Here is a 17692-nt window from a genome sequence, read left to right as displayed (position 1 = left end):
TGAGTCGCTGGACCCGGTGCGGTGGATGCCGGTCGCTGTGCGGTGCGGGCCGGCGGCCGGGCGTCAGCTACGGGGCAGGGCCTGGGTCACTGTCGGTCGCTCGGACGAAAGTGCAGGTCAGAGGCGGTAGCCCGGCGAATCAGCGACCCAAGCGACTGAACGTGCGCATATATGACGGCGCCGTTCCTGTGTGGTGGGTATGCGTGTGCGTCATATATAGAAAGCTTCAGTCGCTTCAGTCGCTGTTGGATCTGCTGTACCCCCTCTGAACTGTGCTTTTGAGAGGCGGCCTCGGTAGCTGGACACGCATCTGCCGGTCGCTGCGTGATGGCGACGGTCGCTTCGGCCGAGCGATCCTTTGCCGATCTTTGTTTCCCCACTGACCTCGTGCGTATCTCCCGCTTCGCTAATCTGTCTCAGCGGCTTCGGTCGCTTCAGTCGCTGCATGGGGGTGCACATGGCGTTTGAACTGCTGGTTCCGGACAGCGACTCAGGGGGGCAGGCGCGCCGTGCGCTGGCGACAGCCCACTGGTTCGCCGGTCGTGGCTGGCCCGTTCATCCGCTGTCGCCGGGCCGCAAGACGCCTGCGGGAAGCTGCGCGGACTGCCGTGCGCCCGGGCACAGTTACGAAGGATGCGGCTGCATGGTCGAGGGCCGCTGGTGTCACGGATTCCGCGCCGCCACGCTCGATGCCGCCCGGATCAACCGGTGGTGGGGCGCCAACCCGCGTTTAGGGGTGGGGGTCTCCTGCGGTCCGGCGGGCCTGGTCGTCATCGACATCGATGCGCATGAGCGACAACTCCCGGACAGGGGAAGCCTGTTGCCCGGGATCCCCATCGCGGAGCAGGTCGATCTGACCGGCCTCGCGAACGGCTTTCACACGCTCGGTGTCCTGGCCGCCCTGCGCGGCGCGACGAGCTCGGCGCAGGACACGTCCACGATGCGCGTACGTACCCCTTCCGGCGGCCTGCACGTGTGGTACCGGGCCCAGCCGGGCCGGCGCTATCAGTGCTCCACCGGGTCCGGCGGCGGCCGCGCCCTGGCCTGGCAGGTCGACGTCCGGGCGCACGGCGGCTACATCGTCGCCCCGGGCACCGTCACCGATGCCGGCCCGTACACCGCGATGGGCCCCGTGCGTGAACCCGCGCCGCTGCCCGCCTGGCTCGCCCGCGAGCTGGACCGTACCGGGCATCTGCCGCGGCCGCCCGCGCCTCGACCCGTCGTCCCCCGCGCGCGGCAGGCCGTCATCGCGGCGGGCGGCGGGCGGACCACGGCGAGCCGGGTGCTCCGGGCCTCGCTCGCCGACGTGAGCGCCTGTGCCGCTGTCCCCGAAGGGGCCGCGTTCTCCGAGAAGTTGAACCGCGCCGCCTACATCGCCGGAGGGCTTGTCGCCGCCGGGCACCTCGACGCGGACGAGGCCGAGCGGTCCCTGACCGAGGCCGCGGCGCTGGCGCGCGGCGGACAGGAAAGGCGCTGCGCGTCCATCATCCGCAGCGGGCTGCGCGCGGGTCAGTTGCACCCGCTGCATCCGGGGGGCCGAAAGTGAGCGCACGCAACAACGACACGCTGTTCGACTTCGATGCCCAGGCCGTGGCCTCGCAGATCCTCGCCCATCCGGTTCTCCCGCCCCGCGACGAACCGGGTGAGGGCGTCGTCGCCACCGCCGCGGGGCTGCTGCCCGACACCCTCAGCGACCGCGGCAACGCCAAGCTCTTCGTCCGCCTGTACGCCCGTGACTACCGGCACGTGCCGGGTCTTGGCTGGTTCCGCTGGGACGGCACGCGCTGGCAGGTCGACGAGGACGACACCGTGCTGTGGGCCGCGGGTGACCTCGCCGAGTCGCTGGCCACCGGCGACCCGCGCGGTGTGTTCGCTCCGCAGGCGCTGCAGCAGCACCGTCGCCGCGCGCTGAGCACCAGTGGCATGAATGCGATGCTCACCCAGGCCAAGTCCGCGCCCGGCATGGTCCTCAACGCCGCCCGTCTGGACGCCGATCCGTACGCTCTGTGCACCCCGTCCGGCGTCGTCGACCTGCGGACCGGGACGATCCACCGCGCCGACCCCGACAAGGACTTCCACTCGCGCTCCACCACGGCGGCCCCGCTGGCGATGCCGACGCCGCGCTGGGACCGCTTCCTCAGGGACACCTTCGGTGCGGATCCCGAGGGCGCGGAGATGATCGACTTCCTGCATCTGCTGCTGGGCTACTCCCTCACCGGAGACGTCGGCGGGCAGGTCATGCCGTTCCTCTTCGGCTCCGGCAAGAACGGCAAGTCGGTGCTGCTCGATGTCCTGATGAAACTCATCGGTGACTACGCCGATGCCGCCCCGCCCGGCTTCCTCATGGCCCGCCCTTACGAGGGCCACCCCACCGACCTGGCCGAACTCCACGGCCGCCGCGTCATCGTGTGCAGCGAGGTCAAGCCCGGAGACCGGTTCGACGAGGCGCGGGTCAAGCTGCTCACGGGCGGGGACCGGATCAAGGCGCGCCGCATGCGCCAGGACTTCTTCAGCTTCCAACCGACCCACAAACTATGGCTGCTGGGCAATCACCGGCCCGAAGTCGGCTCGGGTGGCTTCGCGTTCTGGCGGCGGATGCGTCTCATCCCGTTCGAGCGCGTCGTGCCCGACCACCGGAAGATCGACAACCTCGCCGACCTCCTCGTCACGGAGGAGGGCCCCGGCATCCTCAACTGGCTGATCGAGGGCGCCCGTCGCTATCTCGGCGGCGAGCGGGACCTCACCGGGCCCGAGCGCGTGCGCATCGCCACCTCCGCGTACGCGGAGACCGAGGACCACACCGGGCGCTTTTTGAGCGAGTCCTGCCGTCTGGACACCGAACTCAGGGCCGAACAAGCGTGGCTGTACACGGCCTATAAGACGTGGTGCCAGAATGAGGGAGCCCCGCCCATCTCGTCACGCGCCTTCGCGGCCCGGGTCCGCGAAGTGCTGGGACTGGCATCGCCCAAGGCGATGATCCTCTCCAACCAGCGGAAGTACTACCCGGGCATCGGACTGGCGGCCGACGAGGAGAGAGCATGAGCGCCCTCATCACCGAGTACGAGATCGCGCACGAGACCGATCTGGTCTGGCTCGAGGACATCGACACGCTGGACTACGTCCGTCAGAGCCTGGACCGGCTGCCCACCCGCCGTGGCAGGCCCGCCTACCACCGGGACGGCCGCATGGTCGGCTACGCGGTCCTCGGCGCGCAGGCCAAGCCGTCGCGGTCCTCGGGTACGTTCCGCCGCCGTGTCTTCTGGCTGCTGCCGCACGACCGGGACAGCGAGCCGGAGGGCCTGTACGCCAAGGGTGCCCCGGCCGAGGCCGTGGACCTGCGCACGCTCGGGCCCGGTGACAAGGGCCGCAAGACCGAGCGCTCGGAGGGTGGGCCGCCGTCCTCGGCCATGCGGGCGCTGGGCATCACGCTGCCCCTGTAGCACCGCAGGCCCCCTCCGTTTCCGGTTCGAGAGCCTCCGAAGCGTCGCACGGACATTGCAAAGAACCGTCCGCCCGGTATATTTCTCCGCCGAGGGCATGACTGCAGGGCACCTACCGTAGGGGGAACGGGTGGCGAGTCGTATTCATGTGCAAGTGGCGATAGTCGGCGGGGGGCCGGTCGGCATGTGCCTGGCCGCCGAGCTGGCGGCGCACGGGGTGCGCGTTCTGGTCCTGGAGTCCCGTACCGATGTGTCCCTGCGCCCCAAGACGACCACGCTGCATGCCCGGACGGTGCAGTCCCTGGTCCGGCGAGGACACCTCGCGGGTCTGATATCCGTCGGCGGGGCCGCCACGAGTCCCTTCCATTTCGCGGGGATTCCCGGACTGGCGATCTCTGCTCCGGCAGGGGAGCCGGAGCCCGTACTCAAGTGCCCGCAGGCCGAACTCGAGCGGCGCTTCGAAGAGCGGGCCCGTACCGCCGGCGCGCGGATCCTGCGGGGCGTGTCGGTGACGGACGTCCAGGAGGAGCACGACGCGGTCCGTATTACGGCCCGGGGGCCGCAGGGGTGCTGGAGCTGGCGGGCGGAGTACGTGGTGGGGGCGGACGGTGCGCGCAGCACGGTGCGCGAGCTCGCGGGCATCGGCTGCCGGGTGTATCCGGCGACCGTGTCCGCGTTGATGGGCCGGGTCCGCCTCCAGCGGCCGGACGAGCTGCGCCCGGGCTGGCACCGCACCCGGCGCGGCTGGATCGTCGCCAAGGCGGACCCGGACGGCGGGGTCCACCTGCGGACGCTCAACTGCCAACGGGAGCACAGCGACCGGTACCGGCCGCCCACCCTCGACGAGCTGCGCTGCGAGGTCGGCCGGATCGCCGGGCGTGACATCGCCATGAGCGAACCGCGGTGGCTGAGCAGGTTCAGCGACTTCTCCCGGATCGCCCGCACCTACCGCGCCGGACGCATCCTGCTGGCGGGCGACGCGGCGCACGTGCACTTCCCCATCGGTGGTCAAGGGCTGAGCACGGGGCTGCTCGACGCCGTCAATCTCGGCTGGAAGCTGGCGCTCACGGTGCGTGGCAACGCGGGGGAGGGGCTGCTCGACACCTACGACCAGGAGCGCAGGCCCGCCGCGCAGCGGGTCGTCGACAACACGCGGGTTCAGCTCGCCCTGATGCGGCCGGGAGCCGAACTCGACCCGCTGCGGGAGCTGTTCGGTGATCTGCTGTCCAGGGGGGCGGAGAACAGCAGGCTCGGTGCGATGATCAGTGCCCAGGACGCGGTGCTGCCTTGCCGTACGGGGCATTCCTCCGCTTGGGAAGGAAGGTTTCTGCGCAATGTGCCGCTGACCACGGGGGAGGGGCCGACCGATGTGCTCGGGCTGCTCCGCGGGGGCGGCCGGTGCTGCTGCTTCTCGGGGAGCGGGGCAGCCGGTATGCGGAGCAGGTCCGGGACTGGTCCGGGTCGCTGCGTGTCGTCCGTGCCGCCCCGGCGCCCGAGATCTCCTGCGATGCGCTGCTCGTACGGCCCGACGGTTGCATCGCCTGGGCCCCGGACGGCGACGAGCTGGCTTCGGCCCTGACGGCGTACCTGGAGCCGGGCGACCGGGAGGGGGCGTGTACCAGCGCTCAGCCAGCGCTGGTCGGCGGGGCCTGCTCGGCCTCCAGCGCCTGCAGTTCGGCGAAGACCTTCGCGCCACGGCTCTCGCTGAGGTCCACGGAGGTGAGTACGGAGGACAGTACAACGCTGGGCAGCACATGGCGCAGCAGGGCGGAGGCCCTGAACAGCAGATCCTGGTGGTCACGCATGGCCTGGGACATGGCCTGTACTCCGGCGAAGGAGCCCACCAGGACCTCGGCGGTCTCGGCCGGTACGACATGGGGCAGCAGCTCGCCCTGGCTCTGGGCCTTGTCCAGCAGCGTCTGGATGATCTCGCCCCATTGCGTGAAGGGAGCGCTGCGGTCGAGCCCGTGGGCCTGCTGGTCGAGCGTCAGCCGGACACCTGCCTGGACCATCGGGTCGGTCTGCAGGCGGTAGGCGTACACCATCACCGTGTCGACGAGCTGCTGGATCTTGCTGGCGCGATCGGGAATGGGCAGCTGCTGGCCCTGCTCCTGAAGGACTCCCTCTGCCAGGTGTTCCTTCGAGGGGAAGTGGAAGTACAGGGCTCCCTTGGTGACGCCGGCCGTGGTGAGGATCTCGCTGATGGTCGCGGACTGGTAGCCGCGTTCCTCGAAGACCTTTGCCGCCGCCGAGAGCAGCGTCTGCCGTGTGCGAATGGCTCGATCCTGTTGCGCCATGGTGGCCTCCTCCGATCATGAGCCCGGAGACCCAATAAAAAAACCGTCCAGTTTGTATCTTACTTCGGATGGCGCTTCGCGCGAACCTTCCGCCGTACAGGAATCGGAATCCACATGAAACGGTCACGAATAAGGAGGCGCTTGCGGTGAGCGGATCGAGGGCTGTGGGCTCGCAGCGGAGAGAGGGCGGGGAGGGCCCGGTGATCCTCGTGACCGGGGCGACCGGGACGGTGGGCCGGGAGTTGGTCCGGCGCTTCCCCTCCGGCCTGCGCGTTCGGCTCATGACGAGGGATCCCGCGAGGGTCACGGGCATGCCCGTGACCCTGGAGACGGTCGCTGCGGATCACGGCGATCCGCAGTCGCTGGCCCGCGCTCTGGCGGGTGTGGGGACGGCCTTTCTCGTCACCAACCGCATCGCCGGTGACGACGACGCCCGGTTTGTCCGTGCCGCGTCCAAGGCTGGAGTGCGGCGTCTGGTGAAACTCTCCGCGGCGGCCGTGCTCGACCCGGACGCCGACGACCTCATCACGCGGTGGCAGCGTGCCAACGAGGAGCTGCTGCGCGCCTCCGGCATGGAGTGGACCCTGCTGCGGCCGCGCGCGTTCATGTCCAACTCCCTGTCCTGGGTGCCGTCCATCCGCTCCGAGCGCGTCGTACGGACGCTCCATGGGACCTCGGCCAACGCCTGTGTGGATCCCCGGGACATCGCGGAGGTCGCGGTGCGTGTCCTGACCGAGGAGGGGCACGCCGGCAAGGCCTACACCCTCACCGGGCCCGAGGCGATCACAGCGGCCGAGCAGACGGATCAGCTCGGCCGGCTGCTCGGTATCCCGCTGCGCTTCGAGGAACTGACTCCCGACGAGGCGCGTGACGGCCTGGCCCAGCGCTGGCCGGCGCCGGTGGTCCAAGCCCTGCTGGAGAGCGCGGAACGCCAGCGCGACGGGGCCAAGGCCGGTGTGGATGACACGGTTCGCGCGGTCACCGGGCGTCGGGCGGGCACCTTCGGCGCCTGGGCCCGGGACCATCTCGCCGCGTTCGCCCCGGACTTGGCCGCGGGCCGCCCGCGGGTGCCGGGCTGAGCGAGGTACGGGGGAGGGGCCTGACACGGAGCGGGTTCGGCATCCCCGGGGAGTGCCGGAACATCGCCGGGGATACCGCGCGGCGGCTAGCTGTGCGGTATCAGGCCGGGCTCGCTGCCACGGTGACGGTGGACCAGAACACGAGCTCGCCCTCCTGGTGACCGGTCACGACCACGGACTCCGTGCTGTCCGTGCTCGTGACCGGCAGACGGCGCGCCTCGATCAGGCAGGGGGTGTCCAGTTCGGTGTAGCGCTTGAATTCACTGGTGACGTCGAGGGGCAGGGAAGAGCGCCCCAGGGCCGCGGCCGTGGCCTGGCGGGCGGCTTCGATCAGCACCATCCCCGGCACATGGTCGCCCGGGTGCTCGAAGAGCACAGGGTGGCGGGTGTCCACCCTGAGCTGCCAGCTGTCCGGCTCTCCCGTGGGTGACAGCACGACGTCCATGGGGGAGGTGCGGCCGACGTTCTGCGGCGCCGTCGGGCTGGTCAGGGGGAGCGGGCGGCGGCCACTGTTCAGGCGTTCGGCGCGCAGTCGCTCGTAGACCTTGGGGGTGGTGCAGGTGAGGCCGGCGCTCCCGGTCGCGGCGATGTGGCCGTCACGGCGGATCGTGACGTCGTAGTGGAAGCCCGACAGCTTGCCGCAGCGCTGCTTGACCTCACTGCAGACGATCTCCATGTCCAGTGCGGCCGGTCTTCCGTCGACCGCTATGTGCTCCGGTCGCACCGAGACCGAGAGGTCCCACATGAGGAAGTGGTGGCCGAGAGGAACGCCGAACTCCGCGTGCGACAGGAGAGCGCCGACCTGGCGGATCGTCTCGGCCGCGATGAGCGGATCGTGGCAGCCGTCCACGTTGGTGAAGAAGCTGTGCCCGCGCGGCCACTGGGCGGACGCGACGAAGTGGGTGTCGTCCAGCCGCGCCCAGTCGGTGAGCAGCACTTCGGCGACGCCGGCGCGGTGCACGAGCTCCTTGGGCACCGTGGTGGTCAGGGAGGGGAAGCGGCTGATGTCGCCGCGGTGAGGCGCTGTGCTGAGGGGCGGTGCGACAGCTGTGTCGATCGACGCGTGTTCGGTGCGGAACGTGATCACGGACATGCTTCCCCCTGCGCGGATACGAAACCGGGTGTGTCTCACTGAGCGAGAAAGATACATACCATCCGGTTTAATTTCCAGGGATCCCGCGAACTCCTGAGGCTCGGGATATGGAGTGATCTGCTCCGAATCGGGCGGACGGGAGCTGTCGATTTTCCTCGACTGGCGTCTGACGTGCGGCTCTTGAGGTGACGGCCGGTTGGTGCACCCGGGGCGTCCGCATCTCAAGTGAAGCCAAAGTGACTCTCGAGTGCCCCGGTCGACCGTTCTTCCACGGACTGCGGAAGGAGGGCGACCGATGAGCAGGGGTGAAGCCGTACTCCGTGTCGAGCGGGGGCGGGCGGACGATGCCGAACTCGCAGCCCTGACAGCTGTGTTGCTCGCGCTGCACCGGGCGCGCGAGAAGCCGGACGACGAACTCGAGGCGGTCGTTGCCTCCTCCTGGTGGAGGAGGCCCGAGGGCTTTGTGCCGCCCGGAAGCTGGCGGTAGGTGCCCGGCCTGTAGCGATCCTTGAGTTCTCACCTTAAAACCGCGTACGCGGTTTGTTAATGTGTGCTGCACGGACCCGGGGTGGGACCTCCGCGGCCTTGTCCCAGGAGGGGACTGACATGGCGATGACGACTGCCCTTGCACCGACCGAGGAGGGGCCCAGCGACGCGCGTGGACGCGTGGCCGAGTTGCACGCGATGCGTGAGCAGGCGTTGCGCGGGCCCAGTGACAAGGCGACCGAGGCCCAGCACGCGAAGGGCAAGCTGACCGCGCGTGAGCGGATCGAGCTGCTGCTCGACGCGGGATCGTTCAACGAGGTCGAGCAGCTGCGCCGGCACCGGGCGACGGGTTTTGGCCTGGAGGCCAAGAAGCCGTACACCGATGGTGTCATCACCGGCTGGGGCACGGTCGAGGGCCGCACGGTCTTCGTCTACGCGCACGACTTCCGGATCTTCGGCGGCGCTCTGGGTGAGGCCCACGCCACGAAGATCCACAAGATCATGGACATGGCCATCGCGGCGGGTGCCCCGCTGGTCTCCCTCAACGACGGTGCGGGTGCCCGTATCCAGGAGGGTGTCTCCGCTCTCGCCGGTTACGGCGGCATCTTCCAGCGCAACACCAAGGCGTCCGGGGTCATCCCGCAGATCAGCGTGATGCTCGGCCCGTGCGCGGGCGGCGCGGCCTACAGTCCGGCCCTGACCGACTTCGTGTTCATGGTCCGTGAGACCTCGCAGATGTTCATCACCGGACCGGACGTCGTCAAGGCGGTCACCGGTGAGGAGATCACCCAGAACGGCCTGGGCGGTGCGGACGTGCACGCCGAGACCTCGGGCGTGTGCCACTTCGCGTACGACGACGAGGAGACCTGCATCGCCGAGGTCCGCTACCTCGTCTCGATGCTCCCCTCCAACAACCGGCAGACTCCGCCCCGTCTCGCCTGTGCCGATCCGGCGGACCGTCGCGGCGACGTGCTGCTCGATCTGGTTCCGGCGGACGGCAACCGCCCGTACGACATGGCCAAGGTCATCGAGGAGCTCGTCGACGACGGCGACTACCTCGAGATCCACGAGCGCTGGGCGCGCAACATCATCTGCGCGCTGGCCCGCCTGGACGGCCAGGTCGTCGGCATCGTCGCCAACCAGCCCTCGTCCCTCGCGGGCGTCCTGGACATCCAGGCATCGGAGAAGGCCGCACGTTTCGTGCAGATGTGCGACGCCTTCAACATCCCCATCGTGACTCTCCTCGACGTTCCCGGGTTCCTGCCCGGTGTCGACCAGGAGCACGGCGGGATCATCCGGCACGGCGCCAAGCTCCTGTACGCGTACTGCAACGCCACCGTGCCCCGGATCTCCCTCATCCTGCGCAAGGCGTACGGAGGTGCCTACATCGTCATGGACTCGCAGTCGATCGGTGCCGACCTCACCTACGCCTGGCCCACCAACGAGATCGCCGTGATGGGCGCCGAGGGCGCCGCCAACGTCATCTTCCGCCGTCAGATCGCCGAGGCCGAGGACCCCGAGGCCATGCGCACCCGCATGGTCAAGGAGTACAAGGCCGAGCTCATGCACCCGTACTACGCGGCCGAGCGGGGCCTGGTCGACGACGTCATCGACCCCGCTTCCACCAGAGAAGTCCTGGTCAGGTCCTTGGCCATGCTGCGTAGCAAGCACGCCGACCTGCCCTCCCGCAAGCACGGCAACCCGCCGCAGTAACGGAGCACCTTGATGGTCAAACAGGAACGCGCGCTACGTACGCGAGAGGCGCTGATCAAATCCGCCGCCGCGGCATTCGACGGCGAGGGCTTCAGCGTCTCGTCGCTCACCGTGATCAGCAGGCGAGCAGGCGTGAGCAACGGGGCGCTGCACTTCCACTTCGACAGCAAGGCCGCCCTCGCGGGGGCCGTCGAGGAAGCCGCCGCGCAACGGCTCGGCCTCATCACGCTGCGCGGCGAGGGCGAACCGGGCACGGCCCTGCAGTCGTTGGTGGACGCCACCCACGACCTGGCGCGCATGCTCCGCGACGACGAGGTACTGCGCGCCGGCTTCGCCCTGTGCGGCGACAACGCCTACGCGACGAGCGAGCGGAACCTGAGGCTCCAGTGGAGGAAGTGGGTCGAGCGGACGCTCGAGCGCGCCGAGGGCGAGGGCGGTCTGGCCGAGGCACTGGCACCGCACGACGCGGTGGTCGCCGTCGTGGCGGCGACCGTGGGCTTCGAGGTGCTGGGGTCGCAGGACTCCACCTGGCTCTCGTACCGCACGCTCACCCAGTTCTGGCAGCTGCTGCTGCCACGGCTCGCCTCGCCGTCGACGCTCGGGCGCCTCAGTGCGGAGGGCAGGGACGACGCCGGCGCCCCCCGAGCGGCGGGTCTGAGGTCCTGACGCCCGGCCGGCCCAGTACACCGGGGGCACGATCCCCGGTTCGCAACCGACAACTCCGGGCCCGTGCCCAACCGTCGGGCCCCACCCCCCAGGAGGAATTTCCTTGCACAGCACCCAGCCGGAAGTATCGGCGGAACGCGACCCGAGGCGCTGGGTCATCCTGGGGGTGATCTGCCTGGCCCAGCTCGTCGTCCTGCTCGACAACACCGTTCTCAACGTCGCCATCCCCGTACTCACCGAGGACTTGGGCGCGAGCACGGCCGACGTCCAGTGGATGGTCAACGCCTACGCCCTCGTGCAGTCCGGACTCCTGCTCACCGCAGGCAGTTTCGCCGACCGGTACGGCCGCAAACTGATGCTGCTCACCGGTCTCGTCCTGTTCGGCCTCGGTTCCACCGCCGCGGCGCTCGCGCAGAGTTCCGGGCAGCTCATCGCCGCCCGGGCCGGAATGGGCATCGGTGGCGCACTGCTCGCCACCACCACCCTCGCGGTGATCATGCAGGTCTTCGACGACGAGGAGCGCCCGCGGGCCATCGGCCTGTGGGGCGCGGTCAGCTCGCTGGGCTTCGCGGCCGGGCCGCTGATCGGCGGAGCCCTCCTCGACCACTTCTGGTGGGGCTCGATCTTCCTGATCAACATCCCTGTCGCGCTGTTCGGCCTGCTGGCCGCCGCCCGGCTCATCCCGGAGACCAAGAACCCGCAGGGCGAGCGGCCCGACTTCCTCGGCGCCGTCCTGTCCACGCTCGGCATGGTGGGCGTGGTGTACGCGATCATCTCCGGGCCCCAGTACGGCTGGGCGTCGCCCCGCGTGCTGGTGCCGGCGGCGGTGGGCGTTCTCGCCCTGTTCGTCTTCGTGCGCTGGGAGTTGCGCGTCTCCCACCCCATGCTGGACATGAGCTTCTTCCGCAGCCGCCGCTTCAACGGAGCGATCGCGGGCGGACTGCTCGTGGCGCTCGGCATGGCCGGGTCGCTGTTCCTGCTGACCCAGCACCTCCAGCTGGTGCTCGGCTACGACGCCTTGCAGGCCGGCCTGCGCACCGCGCCGCTCGCCCTGACGATCGTCGCCCTCAACCTCGCGGGGATCGGCGCCAAGCTGCTCGCCAAGCTCGGCGCGGCGCGCTCGATCGCGCTCGGGATGTCACTCCTGGCGGTGGGCCTCGCCGCGGTGGCGCTGCTCGGCTCCGGCTCCGACGCGGGCTACGGGGGGATGTTGGTCGGCCTCGTCGTGATGGGCTGCGGCATCGCCCTGGCCATGCCCGCGATGGCGATCTCGATCATGTCGGCGATCCCGCCCGCCAAGGCGGGCGTGGGCGCGGGCGTGCAGGGCACGCTGACCGAGTTCGGCGGAGGTCTCGGGGTCGCGGTGCTCGGCGCGATCCTGGGGTCGCGGTTCGCGGCCCTGCTCCCGGTGGGCGTCGGCGCCTCGGGGTCGCTGGCCGCGGCCCTCACGGACGCCGGGGATGACCCGCAGGTGATCAAGCAGGTGCACGACGCCTTCGGCGACGCGGTGAGCACCAGCCAACTGATCGGCGCCGCAGCCGTGTTCGCCGGCGGACTCCTCGCCGGATGCCTGCTGCACCTGGCCGACCGGTCCGCGGCGGCCGCCACGGCGCCCGCCGACCCGGTCGAGGCCCCGGCCGCCGGGTAGCCGCCGTACAGCGACGACAGGGCCCCGGAGCAGATCGTGCTCCGGGGCCCTGTCGCGTGCGGGTAGCCAAGAGGTGTTCCGTAATTCAGGCGTAGTCGATCTTGAGGTTGTGGAGCACGGCGACGGCGCGGGTGGTGGAGTTGATGCTGTCACCGCGCCTGCGGTGCTGGGGTAGGACACGGTAGTCCTTGAGTCAGGTCGATGCCGTGTTCGGCCCGCGCCCGGCGCTGGGCGAACGGCTTGTTCTTGTTCTTGCTGGTGATGACCTCGGGGCGCTGCGGTACACGCCGTCCCCGATCGCTGATCTTGCTCAGAAATCGGTCGATTCATCAACACCCGTCGGTGACGGGGAAGCCGTCGGCGGCGAGCTGCTCGATGTCCCGTCTCACGTGAACCCGTCTCTTTCTTACGGCGTATTGTCGGATTCGCTGCTGGTCTCATCTGGTGGTGTCCGTGCGGGCTGATGTGACCAACCCCGACCGCATCCACCCGGGCAGGCTCACCACTCTGCACGCGATCCACTGCCTGTCCGGTCACCCGGCTCGACCGGCTCTTCTACTCCGTCCAGAACCTCATCATCGTGGGCACCGAACTACGAGACCGTGGCATCCGGCTCCAGGCCGTCGAGCAGTACATCGACAACAACACCCTCGAAGGACGCGACTTCTTCGGCATGATGGCTGTCTTCGCCACCCTGCACCGCGAGTTCGTACTCGCCGCCACCAACGACGGCCTGGCCGCCGCCCGCGCCCGAGGCAACGTCGGCGGACGCAAGCCCAAACTCACACAAGACCAGGTCGACGAACTCCTTCAGCTCCACAGCACAGGCTCATCCGTCCAGCAGCTCGCCCGGACCTTTGAAGTCTCACGCGGCACGGTTTATCGCCACATCAGCCTCGCCAGCGAAGAAACGAGCCCGCCACGATGAAATGAGACGGGACACCTGTGATGGCTGGCGAAATTCACGCGCGCCGCGACGAGCTGCCCCAGTACGGTCTGGCGATGGACGATCAAGACGGTTACTTCGGAGAGCGTGTTGCGGCGGCCTACGACGAGTCGTCAGGGGACATGTTCGAGCTCGGCGTCATCGACGAGACGGTCGGCTTTCTGGCGGGCCTGGCCGATGGTGGCCGGGCCCTCGAACTGGGCATCGGGACAGGGCGCATCGCGTTGCCGCTGGCACGACGCGGAGTCCAGGTCCACGGCATCGACTTGTCGCAAGCGATGGTTGCCCGACTGCGCGCCAAGCCAGGCGGTGACGCTATCGGCGTCACGATCGGCGACTTCGCGACGACGAGAGTGGACGGGACGTTCTCCGTCGCATATCTGCTCTACAACACGATCATGAATCTGACGACACAGGCGGAGCAGGTGGACTGTTTCCGCAACGTTGCCGCTCACCTAGAACCCGGAGGCTGTTTCGTCATCGAGGTCCTGATCCCCGAACTGCGAAGGCTCCCCGCCGGGCAGAACGTCGTGCCTTACCACGTGAGCCCGACGCGATGGGCCTTCGACATCTACGACGTCGCTACCCAGGCGACGAGTTCGAACTACATCGAGGTTGTCGACGGCCGTGGCGAGTACAGGTCTATTCCCTTCCGGTATGTGTGGCCGTCGGAACTCGACCTGATGGCCCAGCTCGCCGGGCTGCGACTGCGCGAGCGGTGGGACGGATGGACACGGGAAGCCTTCACAAGCGAGAGCCGTCAACATGTCTCGGTCTGGGAGAAGCTCGCCGACTGACCGCCAATCGGGCGCGCTCTTGTGGGTTGAGAAGAACAGGGGGAGCCGTCGGCGCCGACGGCTCCCCGTCCGTCAGCCAGTGCTGGGGACGCAGACTCACGGACACGATGAACTGAGACGCCGCCCTCTATTTGCGCCCGGCAGACACGACAATCCGAGACACCGACCTCGGCACGTCTCGCCACACAACCCATCATGCCTGGTCAGCGCGATGTCTCAGAGCTAGATCCAATGAGACGGGACACTCGACGGCGGCATCGATGTACAGGCTCCTGAACAGCACCACGGTGTTGAGAGCCAGGCCGAGGGCGGACTTTGAGTGCGTGCCACCGAAGATGGAGCACGCCTGGTCTCGTGTTCATGTCATGGATCGCGCTTCTGTCCACCGCGTTTGGAGCCGTTGTAGGGCTCGGGTAGGCGCTGCTGTCGGACCGCGTGCGCTGGAGGAGGGAACGCAGCGAGCGGCTGTCCAGTGCACAGAGGGATATCTACGTCGCGTACATGGCGGCCCTGCACCAGGCCAATCAGTCTCTGCGTATGGTTTCGCTGGGCGATCATCTAGCTGAGGTCTCCCGCGATCTGGCGGCACGAGTCGCCTTCCGCGACGCCGGGCTGGTCCAGACGCGCGAACACATCCTGCTCACGGCGCCCGAGCTGGTTGTCCAGGCTGCGGACGCCGCCTTCCGGGCCTTGCGCACGTTGCGTGATCGCATTGCCCAAGGCCAAGACATCCACTCCCCAGGCTACGAAGCGGATCTGTCGAATTACGACGACCAGCTGCGATCGCTCCGCAACGCCATCCGCAAGGACCTACGAGCAGAAGCACTGAGCATCGAAATGCCACTGTGATCCGCGCTGCTCAACGTCCGGTGGCACGAGCCCGCTGGTCGTCCAAGTCCAGTGGCAAGCGGTGACGGTTCGCTGGCACAGGACACCGGTCTTTGGCTTCCGTACGACGCCAGATGGTGTCCGCAAACCGAACGCGTCCCGCAGCGCGACCAGGACGTACAGCTCGTACGGGATGCGCTCGACATTGCGTCGACGACGGCCTCGCGCCAGTCCTTGTGCACCCCGCCGTCCATTGGTACGGCGTCCGTGGCGTCGTAGAAGCGGGTTTTGCCGTCGACGTCGGCGTACTTCTTCAGCAGCTTCATGGCGTCCATCACCGGCCGGTAGGCGGTGTTGTTGTACTTGAAGCCCAGCGTGTTCAGCAGCGCCAGCACGTAGCGTGTGGCAGGTCAACTAATTCGTCACGGGAGGTGATGGTCATGCAGGCTGCCCAGACGCAGCGGAAGTTCCGGGGAAAGAACAAGGCCCCGAAGTGGAAGAAGCCCGACGACGGGCACGTGTCGGTGATGGTGCTGCCCCTGGCCATCACCGACCCCGCCGACCTAGCCCGCATTAAGAGGCTGTTCGGCTCCATGTGGTCGATCAAGCGGGCCGTCCAGCGCGACGCCCGCGCCAAGGTCGATGCCTACTGGACCGCGTTCCACGAGCGCGAGGAGCACGGGGCGAAAGTCGTACGGCAGCGCCTAGGGCTCAACCGTGAGGCCCTGGAGCGGTGCGCATACAAGCACCTCGATGCCTCGGGGCACTTGAAGCACCACGTCTCGAAGGCCCTGGCCATGCACATGGCTGCCGAGGTGTGGAACGGCGTCCAGTGGCACCTGTTCGCCGACGCCACCGGCAAGCGGCACGGTCGCCCGAAGACGGGCCGCTGGCACGACTTCACCCGCATCCCTGGCCGTGCCCGCTCGCATACCACCGACCGCAAGTGGGAGACTTTCCGCCTCGTAGGCACCCTCCACGGCCACAAGATGGCGTACACCGACGGTGGTCAGTACACAGTTCAGCAGCCTCGCCGGATGCGAGTGCCGGCGGCGCCGTCCGGCCCTGTTCTCACGGGCAAGACCCTCGCGTCGGGGAAGACGGGAACACGGAAGGCGACGTGGTGGGACCACACCGGCCCGCTCGCCGTGGTGTTCGCGGGAGGCCCCGACTCCGGCCGGGGCGACCTCGTACTACCGGTGCGCATCCCGCAGCAGCCCGGCCAGTGGGCACGTGTCGAACACTTCCTGTCGAATCCCGGCCGCTGGCACAAGGTCGATCTCGTACGCCGTCGCAAGGCGTCCGCGCCGGGCGGCTGGGTGTACGAGGCGCACCTGATGATCCTCGGCCCCGGCTACACCGCCCCGGCCGTGCGGGAGAGGCGCGAGCAGGCAGCCGCCCTGGACCGGATCGGCGGAGTGGACGGCAACGTCTCCAACGTCTCCGTCGCTTCCTTCCCCGCCAGCCTGGATCCCGCCGACGGGGCCCCGGCCTCCACCGAGATCACCCTCAGCCCCGAGGAACGGGCGCTTCTGGAGCGGGAAGCAAAGAAGCGTCGCGGCCGTGCACGAGCTTTGGAGCGTTCTCGCCGGGCGACGAACACCGCGCAGTACGGGCCGTCGAAGAAGCAGGCCCGACGGGCAGAGCAGCGGGCCGCCAAGGGCCTCAAGCCCAAGGCCGTCACCGTGCCTGGTGGTGCTCGCGCTGCCCGCGTCGATGGGGTGCCGAAGCAGGCGTTCCGCCGCGACCAGCTGTCGGTGAACTACCGGGAGCAGCGCGCCCGCCAGGCCGAACACGCAGCCTCGATGGCGGAGCACCACCGTTTCCGCGCCCGCCAGGTCGCCCGCGAGATCATCGCCGCCCACGGCCCCGTCCTCGTGGTGGAGGACTGCGACATCCGCACCTGGTACCGGCTGTGGGGAAAGCGCCTCTCCCAGACCACCCCCGGCCTGCTCATCGCCGCTCTTGACCGCGAATGCCAGGCTGCGGGCGGCCGTCTCGTACGGGCCTCCACCTGGTCAACCGCCCTGTCCCAGCACTGCCTGTGCGGTGAGCGCGTCAAGAAGACCCTGCGGGACCGCGAGCACAAGTGCATCGAGTGCGGCCTCGCCGGGAAGCGCGACCTCGTATCCGCCACCCTGGCCGCATTTGTCCGCTTTACCGACGTGGACGACCCCAAGGCCGCGTACCTGGACACCACTTCGTCCCGGCACGCACAGATCGTTTTCGCACAAGGGCTGGAAGAAGCCCTGCGGGAGTCAACCGCACCGAGCCAGACCACCGTTCGCGGTGCTGGTCATGCGGCAGTCCCACGGCAACGCCGTGAGACCTCTGCTCCCCGAACCGCCGGACGGCGGCCCCGAGCGACCCTGGATGAGCCACGCCCCGTGCGTGACCACGCCGGAAAGCCCGGACAGCGCCCCGGCTGCGACCCGCAGCTCACCCTCTGGTGAATTACGGATCAAGTCTTAGGAACCCGGTGTCCCCGCGATGCCCCAGCGCTCCGCGGGGATCCCCGTCAGGGTGATCCAGGTCTGCGCGCGGATGTCCTCGCCGAAGACGTCCACCGTGGCCTGCGTGAGTCGCTCGATCAGGGCGCGCTCCGACTCCGGGGTGAGCCGGCGGTCGTAGATCTTGACGTCGATGTAGGGCATGTCCGGTCCTTCGCTTCGATCGGCTTCGCTCGGAGGTCTTCTCGG

Annotated in this window: 16 protein-coding genes and 3 pseudogenes; 16 read left to right on the top strand and 3 right to left on the bottom strand. The window is 68.9% G+C overall.

What is annotated here, in order from left to right:
* Positions 1 to 457: 457 nt before the first annotated feature.
* The 5 genes and pseudogenes from OG574_RS52475 to OG574_RS53035 all read left to right on the top strand — a co-directional run.
* Positions 458 to 1546 (top strand): bifunctional DNA primase/polymerase, encoded by a 1089-nt coding sequence (locus tag OG574_RS52475; RefSeq protein WP_326779423.1) that lies wholly within the window; start codon positions 458 to 460, stop codon positions 1544 to 1546.
* Positions 1543 to 3042, top strand: a complete 1500-nt coding sequence (locus tag OG574_RS52470; protein WP_326779422.1) for a DNA primase family protein — start codon at positions 1543 to 1545, stop codon at positions 3040 to 3042. The genes OG574_RS52475 and OG574_RS52470 overlap by 4 nt, the downstream gene beginning before the upstream one ends.
* Entirely contained in the window at positions 3039 to 3440 is a 402-nt protein-coding gene (locus OG574_RS52465; protein ID WP_326779421.1) for a DUF6009 family protein, read from the top strand. The genes OG574_RS52470 and OG574_RS52465 overlap by 4 nt, the downstream gene beginning before the upstream one ends.
* Before the next feature lie 184 nt (positions 3441 to 3624).
* Positions 3625 to 4533 (top strand): annotated as a pseudogene (locus OG574_RS53040) (FAD-dependent monooxygenase); the annotation flags it as partial.
* 194 nt (positions 4534 to 4727) lie between these two features.
* Positions 4728 to 4967 (top strand): annotated as a pseudogene (locus OG574_RS53035) (aromatic-ring hydroxylase C-terminal domain-containing protein); the annotation flags it as partial.
* Positions 4968 to 5065: 98 nt separating this feature from the next.
* Here the strand turns inward: OG574_RS53035 and OG574_RS52455 are convergent.
* A complete protein-coding gene (locus OG574_RS52455; RefSeq protein ID WP_326779419.1) occupies positions 5066 to 5737 on the bottom strand; it encodes a ScbR family autoregulator-binding transcription factor in 672 nt (223 codons plus the stop codon).
* 200 nt (positions 5738 to 5937) lie between these two features.
* On the opposite strand from OG574_RS52455, the gene OG574_RS52450 reads away from it, so the two are divergent.
* Positions 5938 to 6816, top strand: coding sequence for an NAD(P)H-binding protein (locus OG574_RS52450; RefSeq protein WP_326779418.1), 879 nt, complete (start codon positions 5938 to 5940; stop codon positions 6814 to 6816).
* 100 nt (positions 6817 to 6916) lie between these two features.
* Here OG574_RS52450 and OG574_RS52445 read toward each other — a convergent pair whose 3' ends face one another.
* Complete coding sequence (locus OG574_RS52445; protein WP_326779417.1) at positions 6917 to 7909, bottom strand: ScbA/BarX family gamma-butyrolactone biosynthesis protein; 993 nt, start codon at positions 7907 to 7909, stop codon at positions 6917 to 6919.
* 295 nt (positions 7910 to 8204) lie between these two features.
* Between OG574_RS52445 and OG574_RS52440 the strand changes: the two genes are divergently transcribed.
* The 10 genes and pseudogenes from OG574_RS52440 to OG574_RS52395 all read left to right on the top strand — a co-directional run bounded on the left by OG574_RS52440 (position 8205) and on the right by OG574_RS52395 (position 17446).
* A complete protein-coding gene (locus OG574_RS52440) occupies positions 8205 to 8396 on the top strand; it encodes an acyl-CoA carboxylase epsilon subunit (RefSeq protein ID WP_326779416.1) in 192 nt (63 codons plus the stop codon).
* 125 nt (positions 8397 to 8521) lie between these two features.
* The gene (locus OG574_RS52435; protein ID WP_326779482.1) at positions 8522 to 10108 is read left to right on the top strand and encodes an acyl-CoA carboxylase subunit beta; all 1587 of its coding nucleotides are present in this window, start codon (positions 8522 to 8524) and stop codon (positions 10106 to 10108) included.
* A gap of 12 nt (positions 10109 to 10120) precedes the next feature.
* Positions 10121 to 10774, top strand: a complete 654-nt coding sequence (locus OG574_RS52430; RefSeq protein WP_326779415.1) for a ScbR family autoregulator-binding transcription factor — start codon at positions 10121 to 10123, stop codon at positions 10772 to 10774.
* A gap of 103 nt (positions 10775 to 10877) precedes the next feature.
* Positions 10878 to 12422, top strand: coding sequence for a DHA2 family efflux MFS transporter permease subunit (locus tag OG574_RS52425; RefSeq protein ID WP_326779414.1), 1545 nt, complete (start codon positions 10878 to 10880; stop codon positions 12420 to 12422).
* 188 nt (positions 12423 to 12610) lie between these two features.
* Complete coding sequence (locus tag OG574_RS52420; RefSeq protein WP_326779413.1) at positions 12611 to 12886, top strand: hypothetical protein; 276 nt, start codon at positions 12611 to 12613, stop codon at positions 12884 to 12886.
* Between the two features lie 80 nt (positions 12887 to 12966).
* Positions 12967 to 13170: pseudogene (locus OG574_RS52415) on the top strand (recombinase family protein); the annotation flags it as partial.
* The gene (locus OG574_RS52410) at positions 13156 to 13350 is read left to right on the top strand and encodes a helix-turn-helix domain-containing protein (protein WP_326779481.1); all 195 of its coding nucleotides are present in this window, start codon (positions 13156 to 13158) and stop codon (positions 13348 to 13350) included. The pseudogene OG574_RS52415 and the gene OG574_RS52410, both read left to right, overlap by 15 nt.
* Before the next feature lie 74 nt (positions 13351 to 13424).
* Positions 13425 to 14165, top strand: a complete 741-nt coding sequence (locus OG574_RS52405; protein ID WP_326779480.1) for a class I SAM-dependent DNA methyltransferase — start codon at positions 13425 to 13427, stop codon at positions 14163 to 14165.
* 501 nt (positions 14166 to 14666) lie between these two features.
* A complete protein-coding gene (locus tag OG574_RS52400; RefSeq protein WP_326779412.1) occupies positions 14667 to 15014 on the top strand; it encodes a hypothetical protein in 348 nt (115 codons plus the stop codon).
* A 419-nt stretch (positions 15015 to 15433) separates the two neighbouring features.
* A complete protein-coding gene (locus OG574_RS52395) occupies positions 15434 to 17446 on the top strand; it encodes a transposase (protein ID WP_326779411.1) in 2013 nt (670 codons plus the stop codon).
* Between the two features lie 15 nt (positions 17447 to 17461).
* On the opposite strand, the gene OG574_RS52390 is transcribed toward OG574_RS52395, so the two are convergent.
* Positions 17462 to 17647, bottom strand: coding sequence for a tautomerase family protein (locus OG574_RS52390; protein WP_100598875.1), 186 nt, complete (start codon positions 17645 to 17647; stop codon positions 17462 to 17464).
* Between the last annotated feature and the right edge of the window lie 45 nt (positions 17648 to 17692).

The organism is Streptomyces sp. NBC_01445, assembly GCF_035918235.1.
Taxonomy (GTDB): Bacteria; Actinomycetota; Actinomycetes; order Streptomycetales; family Streptomycetaceae; genus Streptomyces.
This window is presented reverse-complemented; position numbering and strand designations above follow the sequence as displayed.